Here is a 21,981-nt window from a genome sequence, read left to right on the forward strand (position 1 = left end):
CCTGCCGGTGCAAGCCCTGCGTCCTCGCTTGCACTGGACGCCAGGATCGCCACATCGTCGACCTCGCGACACGCCGATGAGGCTTCCGCACGTGCTCGCCTCGGCCGCGGTGTCGATCGACGGCTTCCTCGACGACGACACCCCCGAGCGGCTCGTGCTCTCCGGGCCCGCCGACCTCGACCGCGTCGACGCCGAGCGCGCGGGCGTCGACGCGATCCTCGTCGGCGGCGACACCGTGCGCGCCGACGACCCGCGCCTGCTCGTGCGCTCCCCGCAGCGCCACGCCGACCGGATCGCGCGCGGGCTGGGGCCGTCGCCGCTGCGCGTCGTGCTCTCCTCGCGCCCCGTCGACCCGGGCGCCCGCGTGCTGACCGAGGGTCGCGAGCTCGCCGACACGGTCGTCCTGTGCGGCACGCCCGACGAGGTGCTCGACCACCTCGCCGCCCGCGGCGTCGTGCGCCTCATGATCGAGGGCGGCGCACGCGTACACCGCGACTTCCTCGCCGCCCACGCCGTCGACGAGCTGCAGCTGGCGATCGCGCCGCGGCTGGTCGGCGCCGGGCCGCGGTTCACCGGTGTGCCCACCCGGGGCCACCTGGTGGAGACTCGCCCGGTGGAGCAGGACGTGCTGCTGCGCTACCGGTTCGGTGACGCGGACACCCGCTGGCTCGCCGAGGCGTGCTCGCTGGCCGAACGCTGCCCGCCGTCGGCGTCGGCGTTCTCGGTGGGCTGCGTGGTGGTCGCCGCCGACGGCACCGTGCTCGCGACCGGGCACAGCCGCCGCGACGACGTCCTCGACCATGCCGAGGAGGTCGCCCTGCGCGACGTCGACCACGCCGACCCGCGGCTGCCCGGCGCCACGATCTACACCTCGCTCGAGCCCTGCGGCCAGCGCGCCTCGCGCCCGACGACCTGCACCCAGCACATCCTCGACGCCGGTGTCGGCCGGGTCGTCATGGCCTGGCGCGAGCCGCCGCTGTTCGTCGGGACGCCCTCGGGCGCGGCACGGCTCGCCGAGGCGGGCGTCGAGGTGGTCGAGCGTCCGGACTTTGTGGAGCTCGCGCGCCGCCCCAATCTCCACCGTTGAGCCGATCACGCCCGCGTCGGTCATCGTGGTGGCGTGCGCTCGTTGCCGATCCTGCTGCCCGCCGCGGTGATCCGTGCCCGCGCCTGCCCGCTGGCCTCGATCCGCCAGATCCGCACCTGGCGGCTGCGGTTCGTCGAGCACGCCACCGGGACCGGCGACCGGCCGCGCGGCTGGTCCGACGTCGTCGACGCGGTGGCCGTGCCCGCGGTCGGACGGCCGGGATCGACCACCTGGTCCACCGAGCTCGCCGGCGACGGGTTCCGCGCGCTCTGGGACGCCCCGCGGCACGTGTCCGGTCCGGTGCGGCTGCGCGGCGACCTCGTCGTCGACCCGCTCGACGGGCTCCCGACCACCGGGCGCATCCACCGCCTGCGCCTGCTCACCGAGACGGTCCGCGACGAGCGGGTCGCCCTGGCCGCCCGCGACCTCTCGGCGGTGCCGAAGGCGGTCGACGACGCCGCGGCGGGTGTCCTGGTCGACGTCGAGCTCGATGCCACGTGAGCCACGTGAGCCACGCTGCTGCGCCGGGCGCACCGGCCGTGCGAGATTGCCGGGCGTGGCCAAGGTCTACGAGCGCATCGAGCCCCGGCTCGCCCGGTGGATCGGCAAGCAGCCGGTGTTCTTCGTCGGCACCGCCCCGCTGTCGGGCGACGGGCTGGTCAACGTCTCACCGAAGGGCCTGCGCGGCACCTTCGGCGTCCTCGACGACCACACGTTTGCCTACGTCGACATGACCGCGAGCGGCATCGAGACCACCGCGCACCTGCGGGAGAACGGGCGCATCTGCGTGATGTTCTGCTCCTTCGACGGCACACCGAACGTCGTGCGGCTGCACGGCCGGGGCCGCGTCGTCACCCGCGGCGAGGAGGGGTTCGACGAGGCGCTCGCGCCGTTCGCGATGGGGCTCGCGTCGCGCCGCACCGAGGCCCGCGGCGTGATCACCATCGACGTCACCCGGGTCGCCGACGCCTGCGGCTACGCGGTGCCGCGGATGGCCCTCGAGTCCGACCGCGAGCTGCTCGACTCCTGGGCGGAGCGGCGCAGCCCCGAGTGGCTGCGGAGCTACCGCACGGAGAAGAACCAGCACTCCCTCGACGGCCTCCCCGGGCTCGCGGGGCTCCCGGGATGGTGACGGCCGGCGCGCTGCTCGTCGCGGGGACGACGTCCGACGCCGGCAAGAGCGTCCTGGTCGCCGGGATCTGCCGGTGGCTGCACCGTCGCGGCGTGGACGTGGCGCCGTTCAAGGCGCAGAACATGAGCAACAACTCGGTGGTGTGCGCCGACGGCGGGGAGATCGGGCGCGCGCAGGCGCTGCAGGCCGCCGCGTGCGGGCTCGCGCCCAGCGTCGGGTTCAACCCCGTGCTGCTCAAGCCGGGCAGCGACCGGACCTCGCAGGTGGTGGTGCGCGGCGTCGTCGACGGGACGGTGTCGGCGGCGAGCTACCGCGAGCGCAAGGCGGCGCTGCTCGAGGTCGTCACGTCGTCGCTGGCGTCGCTGCGCGAGCAGCACGAGGTCGTCATCTGCGAGGGCGCCGGCTCGCCCGCGGAGATCAACCTGCGGGCGACCGACATCGCCAACATGGGCCTCGCGCGCGCCGCCGACCTGCCCGTGATCGTCGTCGGTGACATCGACCGCGGCGGCGTGCTGGCGCACCTGTTCGGGACCCTGGCGGTCCTCGAGCCCGCCGACCAGGCGCTGGTCGCGGGCTGGGTGGTGAACAAGTTCCGCGGCGACCCGGCGCTGCTCGAGCCCGGCCTCGAGCAGCTCCGGGCGCTGACCGGCCGCCCGACGCTGGGCGTCGTGCCGTGGAGCCCGGAGCTGTGGCTGGACGCCGAGGACTCGCTGGGCCACGTCGCCGACGGGGTGGTGGGACGGCCCGCGCCGCCGGTCGGGCGCGACTGGCTGCGGGTGGCGGTGGTGCGCCTGCCGCGGGTGTCCAACGGCACGGACGTCGACGCGCTGGCCGCCGAGCCCGGGGTCGCCGTCCGCTACGTCACCGAGCCCTCGCGCCTCGCCGACGCCGACCTCGTCGTGCTGCCCGGCTCCAAGGCGACGGTGGCCGACCTCGCGTGGCTGCGCGCGCAGGGGCTGGCCGACGGGGTCCTCGCCCACGCCCGCGCCGGGCGGCCGGTGCTCGGGGTCTGCGGCGGCTACCAGATGCTCTCCCGGCGCATCCACGACCCGCACGGGGTCGAGGCCGCGCCGGGCACCGTCGAGGGCCTCGGCCTGCTCGACGTCGAGGTGACCTTCGACGTCGCCAAGCACCTCGGGACGCCGACGGGGACGGCGCTGGGGGAGCCGGTGGCGTTCTACGAGATCCACCACGGGCGGGAGCTGCGCTCCGACGCCGCCGCGCTGGTGACGCTGGCCGACGGGACGCCCGAGGGGGTGGACGGCGGGCACGTGCTCGGCACGCACGCGCACGGGCTCCTCGAGAACGACGGGCTGCGCCGGCGCCTGCTCGTGCGCGCCGCGGCGGCCGCCGGACGCGACTTCACCCCGGCGCCCGCCACGTCCTACGCGGCGACGCGCGCGGCCCAGCTCGACCTGCTCGGCGACCTCGTCGAGACCCACCTCGACACCGACGCCCTCGAGGCGCTCATCGCGAAGGGCGCGCCGGCCGGGCTGCCCGAGGTCCGCGTCTCGTCCTCATGATCGAGGTGGATTTCCTGGCGTTGAACGCCAGCGTGGACGCAGGGCTTGCATGCGGAGCATGCGCCCGCCGTCAGGCCCGGGCGACGTCGTACACATGGCCGGCGGTGCGCAGGCGCTCCACGAGCGCCGGGCCCATCGCCGTGGCGGGGGTGAGCGAGCCGGCGCGGTCGGGCAGGCGGTCGCCGTCGAGGGCGAGGCAGAGCCCCGTCTCGCCGAGCATCACCGCGGTGGCGGCGTAGCCCGGGTCGCCGGAGCCCGACACGCGCGCGGTGTAGCGGGCGCCGGTGCTGGTCGTCGCGTCGATGTCGTGACGGAACCAGCCGTTCTCGCGGGTCTTCTCGCTCGGGCCCTCCCCGGGCTTGGGCAGGACGCGGTCGAGCACCTGCCGCACGCCGGGGGTCGACAGGCCGGCGAGGAGCGCGCTCAGCCCGCCCGTGACCACGCCCGCGGTGATCGCGCCGACCGGCCCCTTGCCGGTGCCCAGCACCTCGCCGTAGCGCAGGCCCTTGCCGTACGCGTAGCCCGCGATCGCGTTCGAGCGCCGCACGATCCGGGTGTTGTAGGAGGCCATGACGAACGGGGCGACCCACCGGCCCTCGACCTGGTGCGGGGTCGGGTTGTCGCTGGGCTGCCGGGTGTCGGGCTCGGCGGCGCGCTCGGGGCTCAGGCCGAACGGGTCGCGCATGAGCTTGAACACCGAGCGGTCGGCCCGCGCACCGTCGGCGAGCCCCTTCATCGAGTCGATCGTGCCCCCGGAGACGCCGCCGCGGACCCGGACGACCGCGGTGACGTCGGCGAGCTCGCCCTCGCCGTCGGCCTGCACGCGGCTGTGCAGCAGCAGCACCGCGAGGTCGGAGGGGATCGAGTCGTAGCCGCAGGAGTGCACGATCCGGGCGCCGCTGGCGCGGGCCGGCTCGTCGAAGCGGTCGATCGCCTCGCGGGCGAACTGGACCTCGCCGGTGAGGTCGGCGTAGTGCGTGCCGGCCGTCGCGCACGCCTCGACCACGGGCAGGCCGTACTTGGCGTAGGGGCCGACGGTGGTCAGGAGCGCCGTCGTCGAGGCGGCCATGCGCGCGAGGGCGTCGGGGTCGGTGGTGTCGGCGACGATGAGCGGCCAGTCCCCGCCGGGCGAGGGCAGCCGGTCGCGGACCTTCTCCAGCCGCTCGCGCGAGCGCCCGGCCAGAGCGATCCGGGTGCCGGCGGGCGCGTGGCGCGCGAGGTGGCCGGCGGTCAGCTCGCCGACGAAGCTCGTGGCGCCGAACAGGACGAGCTCGTGCTCGCGATCACCGGACATGGCCGCACGATATCCGCGCTCCCGTGCACCGGCAGCTCCGTCCCCCGTGAGTGATGTTCACGGCTATAGCCGGGAACATCACTCACGTAGGGGTGACCACGAAGATCGGGTGCCGGTCGGCGATGGCGGCGAGCTCCTCGTCGGACGAGTCGGCGTCGACGCCGTCGAAGAACGCGCCGACCTCCCACGCCCAGGCGCGCAGGTAGGCGCGCAGCACCGGCGCCTTGTTGGCGTCGGCGAGCTCGGTGGCGCGCACGGTCTCGGTGCGCCGGCCGACGCGGAGCTCGGCCTCGCCCGCCACGCGCAGGTTGCGCACCCACTGCGTGTGCCCACGGGCGGCGACGAGGTAGCGCCGGCCGTCGAGGCGCAGCGGGTTCACCGGCGTCGTGCGGACCTCGCCGCTGGTGCGGCCACGGACACCGAGGACGGCGGAGCCGGCCAGCGGGAGCCCGAGCCGGGTGAGGCCCGCGACCAGCGGGTTCATGATCGAGCGCGTGATGCGTCCGGGGGCCTGGTAGTGGCTGGCGGTCACGGTGTCCTCCTCGGCAGTACGAGAGCGCTGCTCTCGTATGGAGCACTGTTCTCGCTGCGACGCAGGTTGTCAAGAGCACTGCTCTCGCTGTGTGGCACGATGACCCGCATGCCCCCCGGGACCCGCGCACGGGCGCGCGCCGAGACCACCCGAGCGATCCTCGACGAGGCCCGCCGCCAGCTCGCCGAGCAGGGCGCGGCGGCGCTCTCGCTGCGCTCGGTGGCCCGCGAGGTCGGGATGGTCTCCTCGGCGGTCTACCGGTACGTCGCCAGTCGGGACGAGCTGCTCACGCGGCTGATCGTCGAGGCCTACGACGCCGTGGGGGAGCGCGCCGAGGCGGCCCGGGACCCGGAGGCACCGCCGCGCGCCCAGTGGCGCGCCGTGTGGCGGGCCGTGCGCTCCTGGGGGCTCGAGCACCCCGCGGAGTACGCGCTGATCTACGGGTCGCCGGTGCCCGGCTACGCCGCGCCCGCCGAGACGATCCCGGCCGCCGGGCGCGTGGGCCTGCTCCTGGCCGCGATCGTCGCCGAGCACGGCCAAGCGCCGCCCGGCGACGGGGAGAGCGACGGGGAGAGCGACGGAGTGCTGCTCGAGGGCCTGCTCCCCGGCGTGGCCCCGCCGCTCGTCCTGCCGGCGATCGCGGCCTGGACGCAGCTCTTCGGCACCGTCGGCTTCGAGCTCTTCGGCCAGTACGAGAACGTCGTCGTCGACCGCGCGGCCTTCCTCGACGCGGTCGCCGACACCGCAGCGTCGTCGGTCGGGCTCCCGCCGTCCTGAGACCCGTCGGAGGGTGGGACCGTACGGCTGCTTGACGCCGGGTGCCCTGTGCGCGGACGGTGACCGCGCCGACGTCGTCGAAAGGGAGCACCAGATGGCCGACCAGGATCACCGCGAGGAACCGCCGTCACTCCCCGAGACCGTGGCGCGCGAGCGTGCGAACGAGGAGGCCGCGGACGCCGACTCCGCCACGTCCATCGCGAGCACCGAGCGCCGCGGCCGGCAGGCGACGCCCGGGTCCGGGGACGACTCGCTGCCCGAGGCCGAGCAGCGCGAGCGCGCGGCGGCGCAGGACGCCGACGCCGAGCAGGCGCGCGCCGAGAACCCGTCCATCCCGGGCGAGGAGTACCGCCACCGGGAGGGCCACCGCGAGGACTGACGGCAGCGGTCAGCGCGCCGCCACGGACGCGCGCAGTCCCGCGATCATGAGGTCGAGCCCGTGGCGGAACAGGGCCTCGTGGGCGTCGGGGGTGCCCGTGTGCGCTGCCAGCGCCGGCCGGAGTGCGGCGAGGTGCGGGTAGAGCTCGGGGTCGGGGGGCGCCTGGTGCCCGTGGTCGGACGGCGGCCGCTCGCGCTCGGCGTGGTACTCGATCGCCGAGCCGATGACGAGGTTGCCGATCGCCTGGACGGTCGAGAACGCGTCGACGGGGGAGAGGCCCGCGTCGATGAGGGTGCCGAGCACCACCTCGACCGCGGGCAGCGCCGCCTCCGTCGGACGGTTGCCGGCGACGACCCGCGCGGCATCACGGTGGGCGACGAGGGCCCGGTACTGCACGACGGCGCGCTCGCGCAGCCAGTCCGCCCAGTCCTCGCCCGGCGCGGGGGGCGTCACCTGCCACTGGTCGGCGAGCAGGCGCTCGGCGACGTGGTCGAGCAGCGTCCGCTTGTCGGCGACGTGCCAGTAGAGCGTGGGCGCGCTGACCCCGAGGTCGCGGGCGAGCCGCCGCAGCGACAGGCCCTCGAGTCCCACCTCGCCGAGCAGGTCCACCGCGGCGTCGACGACGGCGTCGCGGGTCAGCGTCATGCGTCCTCCCTTGCCCCCTCGAACGGTGTGAGGGTAGCGTCCCTAACGCTGTTAGAGGAGGGGCCATGAACACACCCGCGGTCGCGGTCCGCGGCCTGGTCAAGCGCTACGGCGCGATCGAGGCGGTGCGCGGCATCGACCTCGAGGTGGCGCGCGGCGAGACGTTCGGCTTCCTCGGACCCAACGGTGCCGGGAAGTCCACCACGATCAACATCCTGTGCACCCTGGTCGAGCCGACCGACGGCGAGGCCGAGGTCGTCGGGCTCGACGTCGTGCGCGACCGCGCCGCCGTCCGCCGGCGCATCGGGCTGGTGTTCCAGGACCCGACGCTCGACGCCCCGATGTCGGGCGAGCAGAACCTGCGGTTCCACCAGGAGCTCTACGGCGTCGACCGCCGGCGCGCCCCGGCCCGGCGCGAGGAGGTCATGCGCATGGTCGGCCTCTGGGACCGCCGGGCCGACCCCGTCGCCACCTACTCCGGCGGCATGCGGCGGCGGCTCGAGATCGCGCGCGGGCTGCTGCACTCGCCCCAGGTGCTCTTCCTCGACGAGCCGACGATCGGCCTCGACCCGCAGACCCGCGGCACCATCTGGGACTACGTGGCGGAGCTGCACCGGACAGAGGAGATCACCGTCTTCGTCACCACCCACTACATGGACGAGGCCGAGCACTGCGACCGGATCGCGATCATGAACGAGGGGCGGATCGTCGCCCTCGACACCCCGGACGCGCTCAAGGCCCAGGTGGGCGCCGACCGCGTCACGATCACCACGGACGACGACGAGACCGCCCTGCGCGCGCTGCGTTCCGAGTTCGGCCTCGAGGGCGCCGTGCGCGAGGGCGCGGTGTCGATCGCCGTGGCCGACGGCGCGGGCTTCGTGCCGCGACTGTTCGAACGTCTCGGCAGCCACCGCGTGACCATCCGCTCGGTCACCGTGACCCGGCCCAGCCTCGACGACGTCTTCCTGGCCCACACGGGCACGACGATCCGCGACGCGGAGGCCGGGCCGAGCATGCATCCCATGGCGATGCGGATGAGGGGACGCTGATGACCACCACGATGACCCCGGAGGCCGTGCGGGTCCCCGTGAGCAGTCTCGCCACCGAGGCGCGCGCCGCGGCGGTCGTCTGGCAGCGGGAGATGATCCGCTTCGTCAAGGACCGCTCGCGCATCCTGTCGTCGCTGGCCCAGCCCCTGCTGTTCCTGTTCGTGCTGGGCACGGGGCTGGGCTCGCTGCTCGGGAGCAGTGAGGGCGCCGGGTCCGTCGCGTTCACGACGTTCCTGTTCCCGGGCGTCATGGCGATCTCGGTGCTCTTCACCGCGGCCTTCGCCGGCATCTCGATCGTCTGGGACCGGGAGTTCGGCTTCCTGCGCGAGATGCTCGTCGCGCCGGTGTCGACCGCCTCGATCCTCATCGGGAAGGCCCTCGGCGGCGCGACCGTGGCGACGCTGCAGTGCTTCGTGCTCCTGGCCCTCGCCGGCCTGGTCGGTGTGCCCTACGACCCGCTGATGCTGCTGGCGATGGTCGGGCTGATCTTCCTGATGGGCTTCATGATCACGTCGCTCGGCCTCCTGCTGGCGGCGCGCGTGAAGCAGATCCAGACGGCGATGCCGCTGGTCCAGCTCGTCATCACGCCCCTGATGTTCCTGTCCGGGGCGCTCTTCCCGCTCTCGGGGCTGCCGACGTGGCTCGCCGTGCTCACGCACATCAACCCCATGACCTACGCCGTCGAGCCGCTGCGCTCGGTGGTCTTCGACCACCTCGACGTCGACGCCGCGACCCGCGCGCGCTTCGACCCGGGCATCGTCTGGGGGAGCTGGACCGTGCCCGTGGGCGTGCAGATCCTCATCACGATCGGGTTCTGCGTCCTGCTGCTGTCCCTGGCGGTGTGGCGGTTCCGGCGGACGGAGTGAGGCCCAGACCGGACTCAGGCGACCTCGGGGTCGAGCGGGAGCCCGAGCAGGGCGTTCTCCAGCACCTCGGGCAGTGCCGGGTGGATCCAGTACTGCTTCTCGGCCATCGTGCGGGCGTCCAGGCCGAAGGTGATCGCCTGGATCATCGGCTGGACCAGCGAGGACGCCTCCGGGCCCATGAGGTGGGCGCCGAGCAGGGTGCCGTCCGGCGAGGCGACGAGCTTGACGACGCCGGTGGTGTCCTCCATGGCCCAGCCGAAGGCGACGTCGCCGTAGTTCTGGATCTTCGTGACGTAGGGGATGCCGCGGTCGCGACAGTCCTGCTCGCGGAGGCCGATCGAGGCGATCTGCGGGTCGGTGAACACCGCCGCCGGCACGTGCCGGTTGTTCGTCTCCCGCGGGTCGTCGGGGTAGAGCAGGTTGTGGCGCACGATCGCGGCCTCGTGGTTCGCGACGTGCTTGAGCTGGAACTCCGAGCTGATGTCGCCGAGCGCGTAGACGCCGGGCACCGAGGTCCGCTGCTGCTCGTCGACGACGATGCGCCCGTCGGAGTGCAGGGCGAGCCCGCCTGCGGCGGCGTCGAGCCGGTCGGAGTTCGGGATGCGCCCGGCGGCGACGAGCAGGGCGTCGCCCTCGATGGCGCCGTGCTGGCAGTGCACGACGATCGTGCCGTCGGCGCGCTGCTCGGGCGGGGCGGTCGGCGCGGCGTCGCAGTAGAGCGTCCAGCGCCGGGCGGCCAGCGAGGTGAACCGGCTCGAGATGTCCTCGTCCTGCTCGCGCAGCAGCGCCGGGCCGCGGGTGGCGACGGTGACCTCGGCGCCCAGCGCCGAGAACACGTGGGCGAACTCCGCGGCGATGTAGCCGCCGCCGACGATCGTCAGGCGGCGGGGGACCTCGTCGATGCGCATGACGTCGTCGGAGGTGTGGAAGTCCACGCCGCTGGAGGCGATCAGCTGCGGGATCGCGGGGCGCGCGCCGGCGGCGACGACGATGCGGTCGCCGGTGAGGGTGACCGGCTCGCCGCCGTCGGTCGGGGCCACCTCGAGCGTCCGCTCGCCGGTGAAGCGGGCGTGGCCGAGGTAGACCGTCGAGTTCGGTGCCTCGTACTGGCGGTAGCGCTGCCCCCCGGCGGCGATCGGGTCGATCCGGGAGAACACCCGGTCGCGGATGTCGGTCCAGCGGACCTTGTCGATGCTCGCGTCCACGCCGTAGATGCCCGCCCGGCGGATCGTCTCGGCGACGTCGGCGGCGTAGACGTACATCTTGGTCGGGATGCAGCCGACGTTCAGGCAGGTCCCGCCGAACACCCCGTGCTCGACGATCGCCACGTCCATGTCCGCGAACCGTTCGTCCGGGATCGTGTTGCCGGAGCCGGTGCCGATGATGACGAGGTCGTGGTGGGGCACGCCGTCCACGGTAGTGCGCGACCGGACCGGGCGTGGCCCCGCCGTCCCACGACGAGCGGTCCGAAGATCGCCGTTCACCGGTTGGTGACGACCACTCATCGCGCTTCGACCACTCCATGGTGACGTTTGTCGACGGAAATCGACCGCTCGTCGTCGCTCGGCGGAGCGAACTATGGCCGCTCGGCCTTGCCCGAGGTCGGCCTGACTGCTGGTCTCTTCCCCCGAAGGCACCCCGCCGCTGCGCCGAACGGCCCCCGGTAGAGCGCCGAACGGACCTGAGCGGGAGGGGCAGTACGGATGTCGAACGGCGTGCGCGACGGGATCACCGCGGTCGGGAGGATCCTCGTGCTCGCCGGGACGGCCCTGCTGATCGTCCTCGCCGGGGCGGCGGGCGCGTGGGCCTCCGAGGGGACGACCCCCGGTGGGGACGACTCCTCCGACGACGGATCGGGCGTGGTCGTCGACGCCGGCGTCCGTGTGGTCGGCGGGGCGCGCACGACCACCGACGAGCACCCGTGGGCGGTGTTCCTCACCGACGGCGCGGGGTTCCAGTTCTGCGGGGGCACGCTCGTCGCCCCCACCAAGGTCCTCACCGCCGCGCACTGCATGGCCACCACGACGCCGACGCAGGTGATGGTGGTCGCGGGGCGGGACGACAAGCAGTCGACGACCGGCGACACCTCGGCGGTCACCTCGGCGTGGGTCAGCCCGGAGTTCGAGGGCGTCGGCAAGGGCGCCGACCTCGCGGTCCTGACGCTGGCGACCCCCAGCACCCGCACGCCACTGCCGCTCGCCGGTCCGGGCGACGAGGCGCTCTACCAGGACGGGCGCGCCGCCCAGATCCTCGGCTGGGGCGCGACCTCGGAGAGCGCCACGCCCTCGCGCTACCTGCTGACGGCGACGGTGCCGGTGCGCGGCGACGACTACTGCCGCGCCGGCGACCGGACCTTCGACGCCCGCCGGCTCACCTGCGCGGGGTTCGACCAGGGCGGCGTCGACTCGTGCCAGGGCGACTCGGGCGGCCCGCTCGTCGCCGCCGGCAAGCTCATCGGCGTCACCTCCTTCGGCGACGGCTGCGCCCGCGCCGGGCGCCCCGGCTACTACGTGCGCGTCGCGGCCCTGCGTGACGCGCTGCGTTCCCAGCTCACGTGAGCGGAATTCACGGCCATAGCCGTGAATTCCGCTCACGGCACAGGACGACGGACCGGCGGGCAGGCCGGTCCGGCGAGACGGAGACGGGACCCGGACCACGCCCCCGGTCCGGGTCCCGCTCCGCGGAGTCGCGCTCATCTCAGCGATCGCTCAGATGTTGTGGGTTAGGGTCCCTCGAACCTCGACTCCCGATCCGTGAGGACACCCCTTGGGCTTCCCGTTCTCGGCCGTCGTCGGCCACGAGGACCTGCGTCTCGCCCTGATGCTCACCGCGGTCGACCCGGGGATCGGCGGCGTCCTGGTGCGCGGGGAGAAGGGGACCGCGAAGACGACGATCGTGCGCGCGCTGGCCACGCTGCTGCCGCCGGTCGAGGTCGTCGCGGGGGACCGGTTCTCGGTCGACGTCGACGCCGGGGAGCAGAGCCCCGACGGCCCGTTCCCGTCCGACGCCCCGCGCGAGCGCCGGGACGTGCGCCTGGTGGAGCTGCCGGTCGGGGCCTCGGAGGACCGCGTCACGGGGTCGCTCGACCTCGAGGAGGTGCTCGCCCACGGGCGGACCTCCGTGCGCCCGGGGCTGCTCGCGGCCGCGCACCGCGGGGTGCTCTACGTCGACGAGGTCAACCTGCTCCACGACCACCTCGTCGACCTCCTGCTCGACGCCGCCGCGACCGGGCGCGCGCACGTCGAGCGCGACGGCGTCTCGCTGACCCACCCGGCGGCGTTCCTGCTGGTCGGCACCATGAACCCGGAGGAGGGCGAGCTGCGTCCGCAGCTGCTCGACCGCTTCGGGCTCACCGTGCGGGTCGCCGCGTCCCGGGACGTCGCGGAGCGCACCGAGGTCGTGCGCCGGCGCCTCGCCCACGACGCCGACCCCGACGCCTTCGCCGCACGCTTCGCCGGCGACGAGGACGCCCTGCGGGCCCGGCTCGTCGAGGCCCGCGGGCGGCTGGCGTCGGTCGCCCTGCCCGACGCCGAGCTCGTGCGGATCTCCGCGCTGTGCGCCGAGGTGGAGGTCGACGGCATGCGCGCCGACGTCGTCCTCGCCCGCACCGCCGTCGCCCACGCCGCGTGGCGTGGGGCGGACGCCGTCGACGCCTCCGACGTGCGCGTCGCCGCCCGCCTGGCCCTGCCGCACCGGCGTCGCCGCGACCCGTTCGACGAGCCGCACCTCGGCGAGGACGAGCTCGACGAGGCGATGCAGAAGGCGGACGAGGCGGCGGACGAGAGCGAGCCGCCTCCCGAGGGCGGTGCCTCCGACGACGCCGGCCCCGACGGGCCCGACGAGCCCGGCCCCGACGACTCCGGCCCCGACGACCCCGGGCCCGACGGCGGGGGTCCGGGGAGCGGTCCGGGGGGCGGGGCGCCGCCGCCCTCGTCGTCCTCCCCGTCGTCGCCAACGCCGTCGTCCGGGAACGGGACCGCGTCCGAGCCGCCTCCGTGCGCCGGGCGCGACGAGCCCGAGCCCGCCGGCGTCCCGGTCGGCGCGCCGGCGTCCACGAGGCTGCGGGCGCGCCGGTTCGAGGTACGCGGCACGGGCGAGGGCGCGCCGGGGCGGCGCTCGCGGGCGCGGGGCAAGCAGGGTCGCGTGGTGCGCGCGGTGCCCGACGCCGACGACGACACCACGCTGCACGTGCCCGCCACGATGCTGGCGGCGGCCGGGCGGGGCGCCGCCGGTGTCGCGCGGACCGACCTGCGCCACGCCGTGCGCGAGGGCCGCGAGGGCAACCTCGTGCTCTTCTGCGTCGACGCCTCGGGCTCGATGGCGGCGCGCAAGCGGATGAGCGCGGTCACCGGGGCCGTCGCCGCCCTCCTGCGCGACGCCTACCAGCGCCGCGACCGGGTCGGCGTGGTGACGTTCCGGGGGAGCGCCGCCACGGTCGCCCTGCCGCCGACCACCTCGGTGCACGCCGCGCACGCCCGCCTGCACGACCTGCGCACCGGCGGGCGCACCCCGCTCGCCGAGGGCCTGCGCACCGCGCGGGCGGTCCTGCGCACCGAGCGGACCCGGGACGCCCGGCGCCGAGGGCTGCTCGTGCTGCTCACCGACGGGCGCGCGACGGCGTCCGGCGGGCTCGACGCCGCGCTGGGGGCGGCCCGGGGGCTCGCGCGCGACGCGGGCGCCGGCGGGCGGGGTGCGAGCGTGAGCACGGTCGTCGTCGACTGCGAGTCGGGGCCGGTGCGCCTGGGGCTCGCCGGGCGCCTCGCCCGCGTCGCCGGCGGCACCGTCGTCACCCTCGACGAGCTGACCGGCGAGTCCGTCGCCGGTGTCGTGGAGCAGTTCCGAGCCTCGTGAGTGGAATTCCCGGCTATAGCCGGGAATTCCACTCACATACGGAAGGAGGGCAGCCGTGCCGCAGGGGGTTCCGAGCACCGTCCCCGCCGACGGGCTGACGACGCGCCAGCGCCGGCGTCGTCCGCTGCTGCTCGTGCACACCGGGGTGAACAAGGGGAAGTCGACGGCCGCGTTCGGGCTCGCGCTGCGCCAGTGGACGGCCGGTTCGTCGATCGCGGTGTTCCAGTTCGTGAAGTCGGCGAAGTGGCGGGTCGGCGAGGAGACCGCGCTGCGCGCCCTCGGCGACGTGCACCGCGACACCGGCCAGGGCGGCCCCGTCGAGTGGCACAAGATGGGCGAGGGCTGGTCGTGGTCGCGCAAGGCGGGCACCGAGTCCGACCACGCCGAGGCCGCGCGGGAGGGCTGGGCGGAGATCCGGCGCCGGCTCGAGGCGGGCGCCCACGACTTCTACGTGCTCGACGAGTTCACGTATCCGCTGAAGTGGGGGTGGATCGACGTCGACGAGGTGGTCGAGGTGTTCACCCACCGGCCCGGCTACCAGCACATCGTCGTCACGGGCCGGGACGCGCCGCCGGCGCTCACCGACGCCGCGGACCTCGTCACCGAGATGACCAAGATCAAGCACCCGATGGACGCCGGTCAGAAGGGGCAGAAGGGGATCGAGTGGTAGTGCTGCCGCCCCGGGTCGTCGTCGCGGCGCCCTCGTCCGGCAGCGGCAAGACCACCGTCGCCACCGGCCTGCTCGGCGCCCTCGCCGCCCGCGGCACGGCCGTGGCCCCGGCGAAGGTCGGCCCCGACTACGTCGACCCCGGCTACCACGCCCTCGCGGCCGGCCGCCCCGGCCGCAACCTGGACGGGGTGCTCGTCGACCCCGCGACGCTGCCGGGGCTCCTCGCGCACGGGGCGCGCGGGGCGGAGCTGGCCGTGGTCGAGGGCGTCATGGGGCTCTTCGACGGCCGGATCGCCGCCGACCCGGACGCCGACGGCTCGACCGCCCACGTCGCCCGGCTGCTCGAGGCGCCCGTGGTGCTGGTGGTCGACGCGCGCGGTCAGTCCCGTTCGGTCGCCGCGCTGCTCGCGGGGTTCCGGGACTTCGACCCGCGGCTGCGCCTCGGCGGCGTGATCCTCAACCGGGTCGGGTCGAACCGTCACGAGGAGGTCCTGCGCGCGGCGTGCGCCGAGGTCGGGCTCCCGGTGCTCGGGGTGCTGCCGCGCCGGGCGGAGCTGGCGGTGCCGTCGCGGCACCTGGGGCTGGTGACGGCCGCCGAGCACGGGAGCGCGGCACGGGAGGCGGTCGAGGCGATGGCCGCGCTGGTCGCCGGGCACGTGGACCTCGACGCCGTGGTGGCCCTCGCGCGCTCGGCGCCGGCGACGCCGACGACGCCCTGGGATCCGGCGGTCGGCGAGCGCGTCCCCGGTGCGCCGGTGGTCGCCGTGGCCGGCGGGGCCGCGTTCACGTTCGGCTATCCCGAGCACGCCGAGATGCTGGCGGCCGGGGGCGCCGACGTCGTCACCGTCGACCCCGCGCGCGACGAGGCGCTGCCGCCCGGGACGGCTGGTCTCGTGCTGCCCGGCGGCTTCCCCGAGGAGCACGCCGAGGCCCTGAGCGCCAACGCCCCGCTGCGCGCGGCGATCCGGGCGTTGGCGGCGTCCGGAGCCCCGGTGCACGCCGAGTGCGGCGGGTTGCTCTACCTCGCCCGCTCGCTGGACGGCGCGCCGATGTGCGGGGTGCTCGACGCCGACGCCGAGATGGGCCCGCGCCTGTCCCTGGGCTACCGCACCGCCACCGCCTGCGCGGACTCCCCGCTCGCCGCCGCCGGCGAGACGGTGACCGGGCACGAGTTCCACCGCACCGTCGCCACCCCGCGCGCCGGCGCGTCCGCCGCGTGGCGCTGGGACGGCGCCGAGCCCGAGGGCTTCGTGACCGGCGGCGTCCACGCCTCCTACCTGCACACCCACCCCGTCAGCCGTCCGGGTGGCGTCGCGCGATGGCTGCGCCACGTGAGTGATCAGGGTCGTCCCGACGACCCAGATCCCTCACGAGGCCGGAGGCCCTCATGAACGTCACCGTCGACGGGCGCACCGTCGCCCTCGCCGAGCACGGCGACCCCGACGGCCACCTTGACTGGTCCGCCGTCCCGACGCCGGTAGAGATCTTCCAGGGAGAGGAGGACGCGTGGGTCCCGATGGACCACGCCGAGGACATCGCCTCCCGCCTGCCGGCAGGCATCGCGCGGATCCACCGGCTACCGGGCGTCGGGCACCTGTCGATCCAGGACCACGTCGTCGAGGTCCTCGACGCGCTGGTGACCCCGTAGGCGTGCTCGTCCTCGGGGTCGGCGTCGAGCCCGGCACGCCGCCGGAGCACCTGCTCGACGCGGTGGCGGCCCTGGGGCTCGTCGAGGACGTCGCCGTCGTCGCCACCATCGAGACCCGCGCGGGCGAGCCCGCGGTGACGACGCTGGCGGCGGGGCGGACCCTGCGCACCTACCCGGCCTCGGTCCTCGACCCCGTCGACGTCCCGCACCCCTCGCCGGTCGTGCGCCGGCTGACCGGCACGGGGAGCGTCGCCGAGGCCGCCGCCCTGCTGGCCGCCCGCGAGCGGGGCGGGGGCGAGCTCGTCGTCGGCAAGCAGCGGGGCCGGGGCGTCACGGTGGCGGTGGCGCGCTGAGGCCCAGCGCGCCCCCGTCGACCAGCTCCCGCACGACGTCGACCAGCGCGAGCACCGCGGTGTCGGTGGTGTCGGCGCGCCAGACGAGGCGGTGCTCGACGAGCAGCGGGGGACCGGCGAGCGGACGGGACACGGCCCCCGTGCCCGCGACCCCCGCGGCGGCGCGCTCGGTGGTGAGGCCGATGGCGGTGCCGGCGAGGACGAGGGGGAGGAGCCGGTCGAGGCGGACGGCGTGCTGGCGGGCGACGGCGACGCGGGTCCCGCGTGCGGTGAGCTCGCGGACGTAGTGGTCGTGCACCCACGGGTTCGTGGTGCGCGGGACGAGGGCCAGCGGGCGCCCGGAGAGCGCGACCGGGTCGACGGCGTCCTCGGCTGCCAGCGGGTCGCCGGTCGCGACCACGACGACCAGCCGCTCCCGGGCGGTACAGAGGGAGGTCAGCTCCCCGGTCAGCTCGGGCTGCCAGGTGTGCCCGACGTCGAGGCGCCGCGCGGCGAGCGCGCGCAGCTGCTCGCGCGTGCCCATCGGCACCGGCACGGGTCGCACCGGCGGGTCCCGGTGCGCGAGGCGCGGGGCGGCGAGCTCGAACAGTCGCGTGCCGAGGTCCTCGGCGTAGCCCACGCGGACCTCGCCCCCGCCCGCGGCGGCCGTCCGGCGGCCGACCTCGACGGCGGTGCGCGCGGCGAGCACGGTGCGCCGCGCCTCGGGGAGGAAGGCCTCGCCGACCTCGGTGAGCGCCACCCGCCGGCTGGTGCGCGCGAACAGCGGGGCGCCGAGCTCGCGCTCGAGGCGGCGGATCTGCTCGCTCACGGACTGCTGCCGCACGTGCAGGCGCTCCGCGGCGCGCCCGAAGTGCCGTTCCTCGGCGACCGCGAGGACGTACTCGAGCTGCCGCAGCTCCACGCGCGCCCCCGATCGACAGGCTCTCCCTGTCGGAGCGTAGCGATCCGCGTCGTTGATCGCGGCGCCGTGCGGGGCTGCACTGGGAGCCATGAAGACCTGGTTCGTCACCGGCGCGTCCCGCGGCCTGGGGCGCGAGCTCACCGAGCAGCTCCTCGCCCGCGGAGACCGCGTCGCCGCCACCGCCCGCCGTCCCGAGCAGCTCGACGACCTGCGCGCCGCCCACGGCGACCGCCTGTGGGTGCGCGCGCTCGACGTCACCGACACCGCGGCGCAGCGCGCCGTCGTCGACGCCGCGTTCGCCGAGCTCGGGCGCATCGACGTCGTCGTCGCCAACGCGGGCTTCGGGGTGTTCGGCGCCGCCGAGGAGCTCGAGGACGCCGACGTCGACGCCCTGCTCGCCACCAACCTGACCGCCGTCGTCCAGCTGACCCGCGCCGTCCTGCCGCATCTGCGCGCCCAGGGCGGCGGGCGGCTCGTGCCCGTCTCGAGCATGGGCGCGCACGTCACGTTCCCCGCGTTCTCGCTCTACCACGCGAGCAAGTGGGGCCTCGAGGGCTTCGCCGAGACCGTGGCCGCGGAGGTCGCGCCGTTCGGCATCGACGTCGTCCTCCCCGAGCCCGGCATGATCCGCACGACGTTCTTCGACGCCGCGGGGCACGCCGCCGAGCACCCGGCCTACGAGCACCTGCACGGCCCGCGGGTCGCCGTCGAGGACATGACCGGCGACCAGGCCCGCACCGTCGCGGGCATGATCCGGGCCGCCGACGCGCCCCTCGCGCCGACCGGCGTGCCGCGGCGCGTGCTGCTCGGGTCCGACGCCCAGGCGCTGGTCAGCGCCTCGCAGCGCCGTCGCCTGGACGAGGCCGAGGAGCAGGTGGCCTCCGCGGCGGAGGCCGACGTGGTGCCGGCCGCCTGCTGAGGTCGGCGGGCGGCGTGACGCGGCCGACCGGGTCTGACGCGGGCGCGCGTGACGGGGGAGGATGACGACCATGAGCGAGCAGCCCCGGTACGGCGCGCCGTCGCCCGCCGACGGGCCCACCACCCCCGGCACGGGCGCCATCTCGCGGGCCGAGGTGGCCGGGTCGGGCACCGTCGGCCCGGGCCCCTCCGATCCGAGCTCCGTCAGCCGGACCCCGCCGTCGGAGCCCCTCACCATCCCGGACGGTGCCGCCGCCGCCCGGCCGCGTGTGCAGACGAGCCCCGGACGCACGCGGGTCGGCGGGGCCTGGATCGGGCTGATCCTCGGCGCCGTCGTCCTGGTGTTCCTGCTCGTGTTCATCCTCCAGAACCTCGACCCCGCCCGCGTGGCGTTCCTGGGGTTCGAGGCCACCCTGCCGCTGGGGATCTGGCTGCTCTTCGCCGCGATCGCCGGGGTGCTGCTGCTCGCGATCCCCGGTCTCGGGCGGATGGTGCAGTGGCGTCGCGCGGCCAAGCGCACGGGAAGGGTCCGCTCATGACGCTCCGCCTCGCCGGGGCACCGCTGCCGCTCGTCGGCCGCGCCCGCGCCTACGTCTGCGGCATCACCCCGTACGACACGACCCACCTCGGGCACGCGGCCACGTTCGTCTGGGCCGACGTCGCGTCCCGGGTGCTGCGTCGCACCGGGGTCGAGCTCGTCACCTGCCGCAACGTCACCGACGTCGACGACGTCCTCGACGCCGCCGCCGAGCGGGCGGGGGCGCGGTTCGACAGCTTCGCCGCGGTCGGCCAGTTCCGCTTCGACCGCGACATGGCCGCCCTCGGGGTGCGCCCGCCGACCCACGAGCCGCGCGCCCACAACCACGTCGACGGGGTCGTCGCCCTGGCCGCCGCGCTGCTCGAGCGCGGCGCGGCCTACGAGCGCGACGGCGCCGTGCTGTTCCGCGCCGGGCAGGTGCCGACGCCCGAGATCCCCGCCGACCCGGACGAGACGTCGAGTGAGGCGCCCTGGCCGGGTGCCGACGACCCCGCCGACGCGCTGGTCTGGCGGCCGGCGTCGCCCGGCGAGGCGGCCTGGCCCAGCCCCTGGGGCGACGGACGGCCCGGCTGGCACGCGGAGTGCGCGGCGATGGCGCTGACGATGCTCGGGCCGGCCGTCGACCTCCACATCGGCGGCGCCGACCTGCGCCACCCCCACCACACCCACCAGGCGGCGATGGTCGAGGCCGTCACCGCCGTACGGCCCTTCGCCCGCGCGCGCCTGCACGTCGGGACGGTGCGCGTCGACGGGCAGAAGATGGCGAAGTCGGCCGGGAACCTCCTCCTCGTCGGCGAGCTGCTCGAGACCCACCCCGCCGCGGCCGTGCGCCTGCTGCTGCTCGACCGGCCGTGGGCGAGCGCCTGGGACATCGAGCCGGGGGCGCTCGACGCCGCCGCGGCGCGCCTCGAGCGGCTCTACGCCGCGGCCGCCCGGCACGGTCGGGGCGTCGCGGCGGCGGACGCCGTGACGGAGCGCCTGCTCGACGATCTCGACGTGCCCGGCGCGCTCGCGGTGGCCGAGGACGAGGGCGGGGAGGCCGCCCGCGCGGCCCTCGCGGTGCTCGGCCTGGCCTGATCGGCCCAGCGTGTCCCGGCGAACACCTCCCGCGTGTCCGGGCGCGGCGCGCCGTCTCCGACCAGGTGTCCACCTAACGTGGGCCCGCGTGCCGGGGGAGGCCTCGTGAGGCCCCGGCGGCGGAGGGGAGGTGGCCTCATGGGTGTCGGCACCCGGTGGTGGCGCCGTGTCGAGTCCGAGGAGGACAACGACGCGTGGGGTGGCCCGGACGAGGTCACCGTCGCCCCCGACCCGCGCGCCTCGATCGAGGACGACGGCCGCGAGGCGCGCGAGACCGCCGACCGCGAGGCCCGCGAGACCGCCGACCGCGAGGCCCGCGAGACCGCCGAGCGTCAGGCGCGTGAGCACGCCGAGCGCGAGGCGCGGGAGACCGCGGAGCGCGAGGCGCGTGAGCAGGCCGAGCGCGAGGCGCGGGAGACCGCGGAGCGCGAGGCGCGCGAGACCGCGGAACGTCAGGCCCGCGAGACCGCCGAGCGCGAGGCGCGGGAGACCGCGGAGCGCGAGGCCCGTGAGCAGGCCGAGCGCGAGGCGCGGGAGACCGCGGAGCGCGAGGCCCGTGAGCAGGCCGACCGCGAAGCGCGGGAGGCCGCGGAGCAGCAGGCCCGCGAACAGGCCGAACGCGAAGCCCGCGAACGCGAAGCCCGCGAGACTGCCGAACGCGAGGCCCGCGAGCAGGCCGAACGCGAGCGCCGCGAGCGCGAGGAGACCGAGGCGCAGGACCTCGTGTCGACGCTGCCCGGTGCCGAGACCGTCCCGCCGCCGCTGGCGCGCGAGGCGGCGGCCCGCGAGGCCGCGGCGCGCGCGGCGTCGAAGGCGAACCGGAAGCGTCGCCGCCGGCGGGTACTCGCGATCTTCCTGATCGCGTTCCTCGCGGTGGCGGCCGTGTGGATCATCCCGCGGCTCATCGCCCTGGTGCTCGGGCTCGCCAGTGCGCTCGGGGTCGGGCCGGCGCCGGAGCCCCCGCCGATCATCGCGGCCGCACCGGTGGCCGCGGTTGCCGGCCCGCCCGTCGAGCTTCCTCGGGGCGGATCGATGATCCTGCCCGCGCAGCGGGTGGTCGTCCTGCGCGAGGCCCCGGGTAGCGGCCCGAGCGAGGCGAGCGCAGATCGTCTCGACGCCGTCGCCGTCCCGTTCGGCACCCGCGACCGCGAGGTCCTGCCGGCCCTGGAGCTGCCGGTGCGCGACGTCGCCGACACCCCGGCGGCGTGGCAGCGGCTCGCACTCACCCGGGCCCACCGCCAGCTCCTGGTCCTCGCCGTGCCCACCGGACCGACCGCCGTCCGCGACGCCCTCGAGCCCTGGGAGCGCCTGCTGCGCGAGCCCGACGTCGGGCTCGCCCTCGATTCCCCGCCGCTCGCGCCCGAGGAGCTCGGCGCCGTGACCGCATGGCTCGCCGACGTCGTACGCACCGGCAACCTGCCGCAGAAGCTCGTCGTCGTCCCCGGCACCGCGACCAGCGCCCCGTCCGAGCTCGCCGTCGTCGCCACCGACGGGGCGCAGGCGTCAGCACCGCGCGCGGTGGTCCTCCCGCCCGGTGGCCCGTCGCCCACCGAGCTGTTGGCCGCCGACCCGGCCCCGGACGTCGTCCTCTACCGCTGACGACACCCAGATCGCCGCAGGTGCTCCTGCGAGCCGATGACGTCGGCTCGCCGGAGCACCCGGAGCGATCAGCGCCACCCTCGCCGGACGCTTCGGAAATCGAAGCGTCGTCCGGGAGGCAGTCGAGCGCCGGGCGTACCCG

23 protein-coding genes are annotated in these 21,981 nt (G+C 75.7%); 18 read left to right on the forward strand and 5 right to left on the reverse strand.

The window, feature by feature from the left end:
• Nucleotides 1-76 precede the first annotated feature (76 nt).
• The 4 genes from PH191_RS04665 to PH191_RS04680 are packed head-to-tail and all read left to right on the forward strand — an operon-like array spanning nucleotide 77 to nucleotide 3,742.
• Entirely contained in the window at nucleotides 77-1,087 is a 1,011-nt protein-coding gene (locus PH191_RS04665; RefSeq protein WP_274193432.1) for a dihydrofolate reductase family protein, read from the forward strand.
• A 33-nt stretch (nucleotides 1,088-1,120) separates the two neighbouring features.
• The gene (locus PH191_RS04670) at nucleotides 1,121-1,588 is read left to right on the forward strand and encodes a hypothetical protein (protein WP_274193433.1); all 468 of its coding nucleotides are present in this window, start codon (nucleotides 1,121-1,123) and stop codon (nucleotides 1,586-1,588) included.
• Between the two features lie 55 nt (nucleotides 1,589-1,643).
• Nucleotides 1,644-2,219, forward strand: coding sequence for a pyridoxamine 5'-phosphate oxidase family protein (locus tag PH191_RS04675; protein WP_274193434.1), 576 nt, complete (start codon nucleotides 1,644-1,646; stop codon nucleotides 2,217-2,219).
• Complete coding sequence (locus PH191_RS04680) at nucleotides 2,213-3,742, forward strand: cobyric acid synthase (RefSeq protein ID WP_274193435.1); 1,530 nt, start codon at nucleotides 2,213-2,215, stop codon at nucleotides 3,740-3,742. Before PH191_RS04675 ends, PH191_RS04680 begins: the two co-directional genes overlap by 7 nt.
• Before the next feature lie 70 nt (nucleotides 3,743-3,812).
• On the opposite strand, the gene PH191_RS04685 is transcribed toward PH191_RS04680, so the two are convergent.
• Together PH191_RS04685 and PH191_RS04690 are read right to left on the reverse strand one after the other, a co-directional pair.
• The gene (locus PH191_RS04685) at nucleotides 3,813-5,036 is read right to left on the reverse strand and encodes a saccharopine dehydrogenase family protein (protein WP_274193436.1); all 1,224 of its coding nucleotides are present in this window, start codon (nucleotides 5,034-5,036) and stop codon (nucleotides 3,813-3,815) included.
• An 82-nt stretch (nucleotides 5,037-5,118) separates the two neighbouring features.
• Entirely contained in the window at nucleotides 5,119-5,520 is a 402-nt protein-coding gene (locus PH191_RS04690) for a nitroreductase family deazaflavin-dependent oxidoreductase (protein WP_274193687.1), read from the reverse strand.
• 156 nt (nucleotides 5,521-5,676) lie between these two features.
• Here PH191_RS04690 and PH191_RS04695 point away from each other — a divergent pair, with 156 nt between their 5' ends.
• Nucleotides 5,677-6,345 (forward strand): TetR/AcrR family transcriptional regulator, encoded by a 669-nt coding sequence (locus PH191_RS04695; RefSeq protein WP_274193437.1) that lies wholly within the window; start codon nucleotides 5,677-5,679, stop codon nucleotides 6,343-6,345.
• 94 nt (nucleotides 6,346-6,439) lie between these two features.
• A complete protein-coding gene (locus PH191_RS04700) occupies nucleotides 6,440-6,724 on the forward strand; it encodes a hypothetical protein (RefSeq protein WP_274193438.1) in 285 nt (94 codons plus the stop codon).
• A gap of 9 nt (nucleotides 6,725-6,733) precedes the next feature.
• Here the strand turns inward: PH191_RS04700 and PH191_RS04705 are convergent, their stop codons facing one another.
• On the reverse strand, nucleotides 6,734-7,369 hold the full coding sequence (locus PH191_RS04705; protein WP_274193439.1) for a TetR/AcrR family transcriptional regulator C-terminal domain-containing protein: 636 nt from the start codon (nucleotides 7,367-7,369) through the stop codon (nucleotides 6,734-6,736).
• Nucleotides 7,370-7,434: 65 nt separating this feature from the next.
• Here PH191_RS04705 and PH191_RS04710 point away from each other — a divergent pair, with 65 nt between their 5' ends.
• Both PH191_RS04710 and PH191_RS04715 read left to right on the forward strand, forming a co-directional pair.
• On the forward strand, nucleotides 7,435-8,418 hold the full coding sequence (locus tag PH191_RS04710) for an ATP-binding cassette domain-containing protein (RefSeq protein ID WP_274193440.1): 984 nt from the start codon (nucleotides 7,435-7,437) through the stop codon (nucleotides 8,416-8,418).
• The gene (locus PH191_RS04715; RefSeq protein WP_274193441.1) at nucleotides 8,418-9,284 is read left to right on the forward strand and encodes an ABC transporter permease; all 867 of its coding nucleotides are present in this window, start codon (nucleotides 8,418-8,420) and stop codon (nucleotides 9,282-9,284) included. Before PH191_RS04710 ends, PH191_RS04715 begins: the two co-directional genes overlap by 1 nt.
• Before the next feature lie 14 nt (nucleotides 9,285-9,298).
• On the opposite strand, the gene PH191_RS04720 is transcribed toward PH191_RS04715, so the two are convergent.
• The gene (locus tag PH191_RS04720) at nucleotides 9,299-10,690 is read right to left on the reverse strand and encodes a mycothione reductase (protein WP_274193442.1); all 1,392 of its coding nucleotides are present in this window, start codon (nucleotides 10,688-10,690) and stop codon (nucleotides 9,299-9,301) included.
• A 297-nt stretch (nucleotides 10,691-10,987) separates the two neighbouring features.
• On the opposite strand from PH191_RS04720, the gene PH191_RS04725 reads away from it, so the two are divergent.
• The 6 genes from PH191_RS04725 to PH191_RS04750 all read left to right on the forward strand — a co-directional run bounded on the left by PH191_RS04725 (nucleotide 10,988) and on the right by PH191_RS04750 (nucleotide 16,806).
• Nucleotides 10,988-11,842: a S1 family peptidase gene (locus tag PH191_RS04725; protein WP_274193443.1), complete on the forward strand. Its 855-nt coding sequence runs from the start codon at nucleotides 10,988-10,990 to the stop codon at nucleotides 11,840-11,842.
• A gap of 262 nt (nucleotides 11,843-12,104) precedes the next feature.
• On the forward strand, nucleotides 12,105-14,135 hold the full coding sequence (locus tag PH191_RS04730) for a VWA domain-containing protein (protein WP_274193688.1): 2,031 nt from the start codon (nucleotides 12,105-12,107) through the stop codon (nucleotides 14,133-14,135).
• A 55-nt stretch (nucleotides 14,136-14,190) separates the two neighbouring features.
• The gene (cobO, locus tag PH191_RS04735) at nucleotides 14,191-14,805 is read left to right on the forward strand and encodes a cob(I)yrinic acid a,c-diamide adenosyltransferase (protein ID WP_274193444.1); all 615 of its coding nucleotides are present in this window, start codon (nucleotides 14,191-14,193) and stop codon (nucleotides 14,803-14,805) included.
• Between the two features lie 2 nt (nucleotides 14,806-14,807).
• Entirely contained in the window at nucleotides 14,808-16,196 is a 1,389-nt protein-coding gene (locus PH191_RS04740; RefSeq protein WP_274193689.1) for a cobyrinic acid a,c-diamide synthase CobB, read from the forward strand.
• Nucleotides 16,193-16,453 carry an alpha/beta fold hydrolase gene (locus PH191_RS04745; protein WP_274193445.1) on the forward strand — a complete coding sequence of 87 codons (261 nt, stop codon included), beginning with the start codon at nucleotides 16,193-16,195 and terminating at the stop codon, nucleotides 16,451-16,453. Before PH191_RS04740 ends, PH191_RS04745 begins: the two co-directional genes overlap by 4 nt.
• Nucleotides 16,454-16,455: 2 nt before the next feature.
• The gene (locus tag PH191_RS04750; RefSeq protein ID WP_274193446.1) at nucleotides 16,456-16,806 is read left to right on the forward strand and encodes a cobalamin biosynthesis protein; all 351 of its coding nucleotides are present in this window, start codon (nucleotides 16,456-16,458) and stop codon (nucleotides 16,804-16,806) included.
• Here PH191_RS04750 and PH191_RS04755 read toward each other — a convergent pair.
• Nucleotides 16,784-17,707, reverse strand: a complete 924-nt coding sequence (locus PH191_RS04755) for a LysR family transcriptional regulator (RefSeq protein WP_274193447.1) — start codon at nucleotides 17,705-17,707, stop codon at nucleotides 16,784-16,786. The two genes, PH191_RS04750 and PH191_RS04755, sit on opposite strands and share 23 nt — an antisense overlap.
• Before the next feature lie 88 nt (nucleotides 17,708-17,795).
• Here PH191_RS04755 and PH191_RS04760 point away from each other — a divergent pair, with 88 nt between their 5' ends.
• From PH191_RS04760 to PH191_RS04775, 4 genes are all read left to right on the forward strand, one after another.
• Complete coding sequence (locus PH191_RS04760) at nucleotides 17,796-18,626, forward strand: SDR family oxidoreductase (RefSeq protein WP_274193448.1); 831 nt, start codon at nucleotides 17,796-17,798, stop codon at nucleotides 18,624-18,626.
• A 70-nt stretch (nucleotides 18,627-18,696) separates the two neighbouring features.
• Nucleotides 18,697-19,164, forward strand: a complete 468-nt coding sequence (locus PH191_RS04765) for a LapA family protein (RefSeq protein WP_274193449.1) — start codon at nucleotides 18,697-18,699, stop codon at nucleotides 19,162-19,164.
• A complete protein-coding gene (locus PH191_RS04770; RefSeq protein ID WP_274193450.1) occupies nucleotides 19,161-20,240 on the forward strand; it encodes a cysteine--tRNA ligase in 1,080 nt (359 codons plus the stop codon). The genes PH191_RS04765 and PH191_RS04770 overlap by 4 nt, the downstream gene beginning before the upstream one ends.
• A gap of 138 nt (nucleotides 20,241-20,378) precedes the next feature.
• Nucleotides 20,379-21,839, forward strand: a complete 1,461-nt coding sequence (locus tag PH191_RS04775) for a hypothetical protein (protein WP_274193451.1) — start codon at nucleotides 20,379-20,381, stop codon at nucleotides 21,837-21,839.
• The last annotated feature ends 142 nt before the right edge of the window (nucleotides 21,840-21,981 follow it).

Origin of the sequence: Actinomycetospora callitridis, from assembly GCF_028737265.1 — a bacterium.
GTDB lineage: Bacteria > Actinomycetota > Actinomycetes > Mycobacteriales > Pseudonocardiaceae > Actinomycetospora > Actinomycetospora callitridis.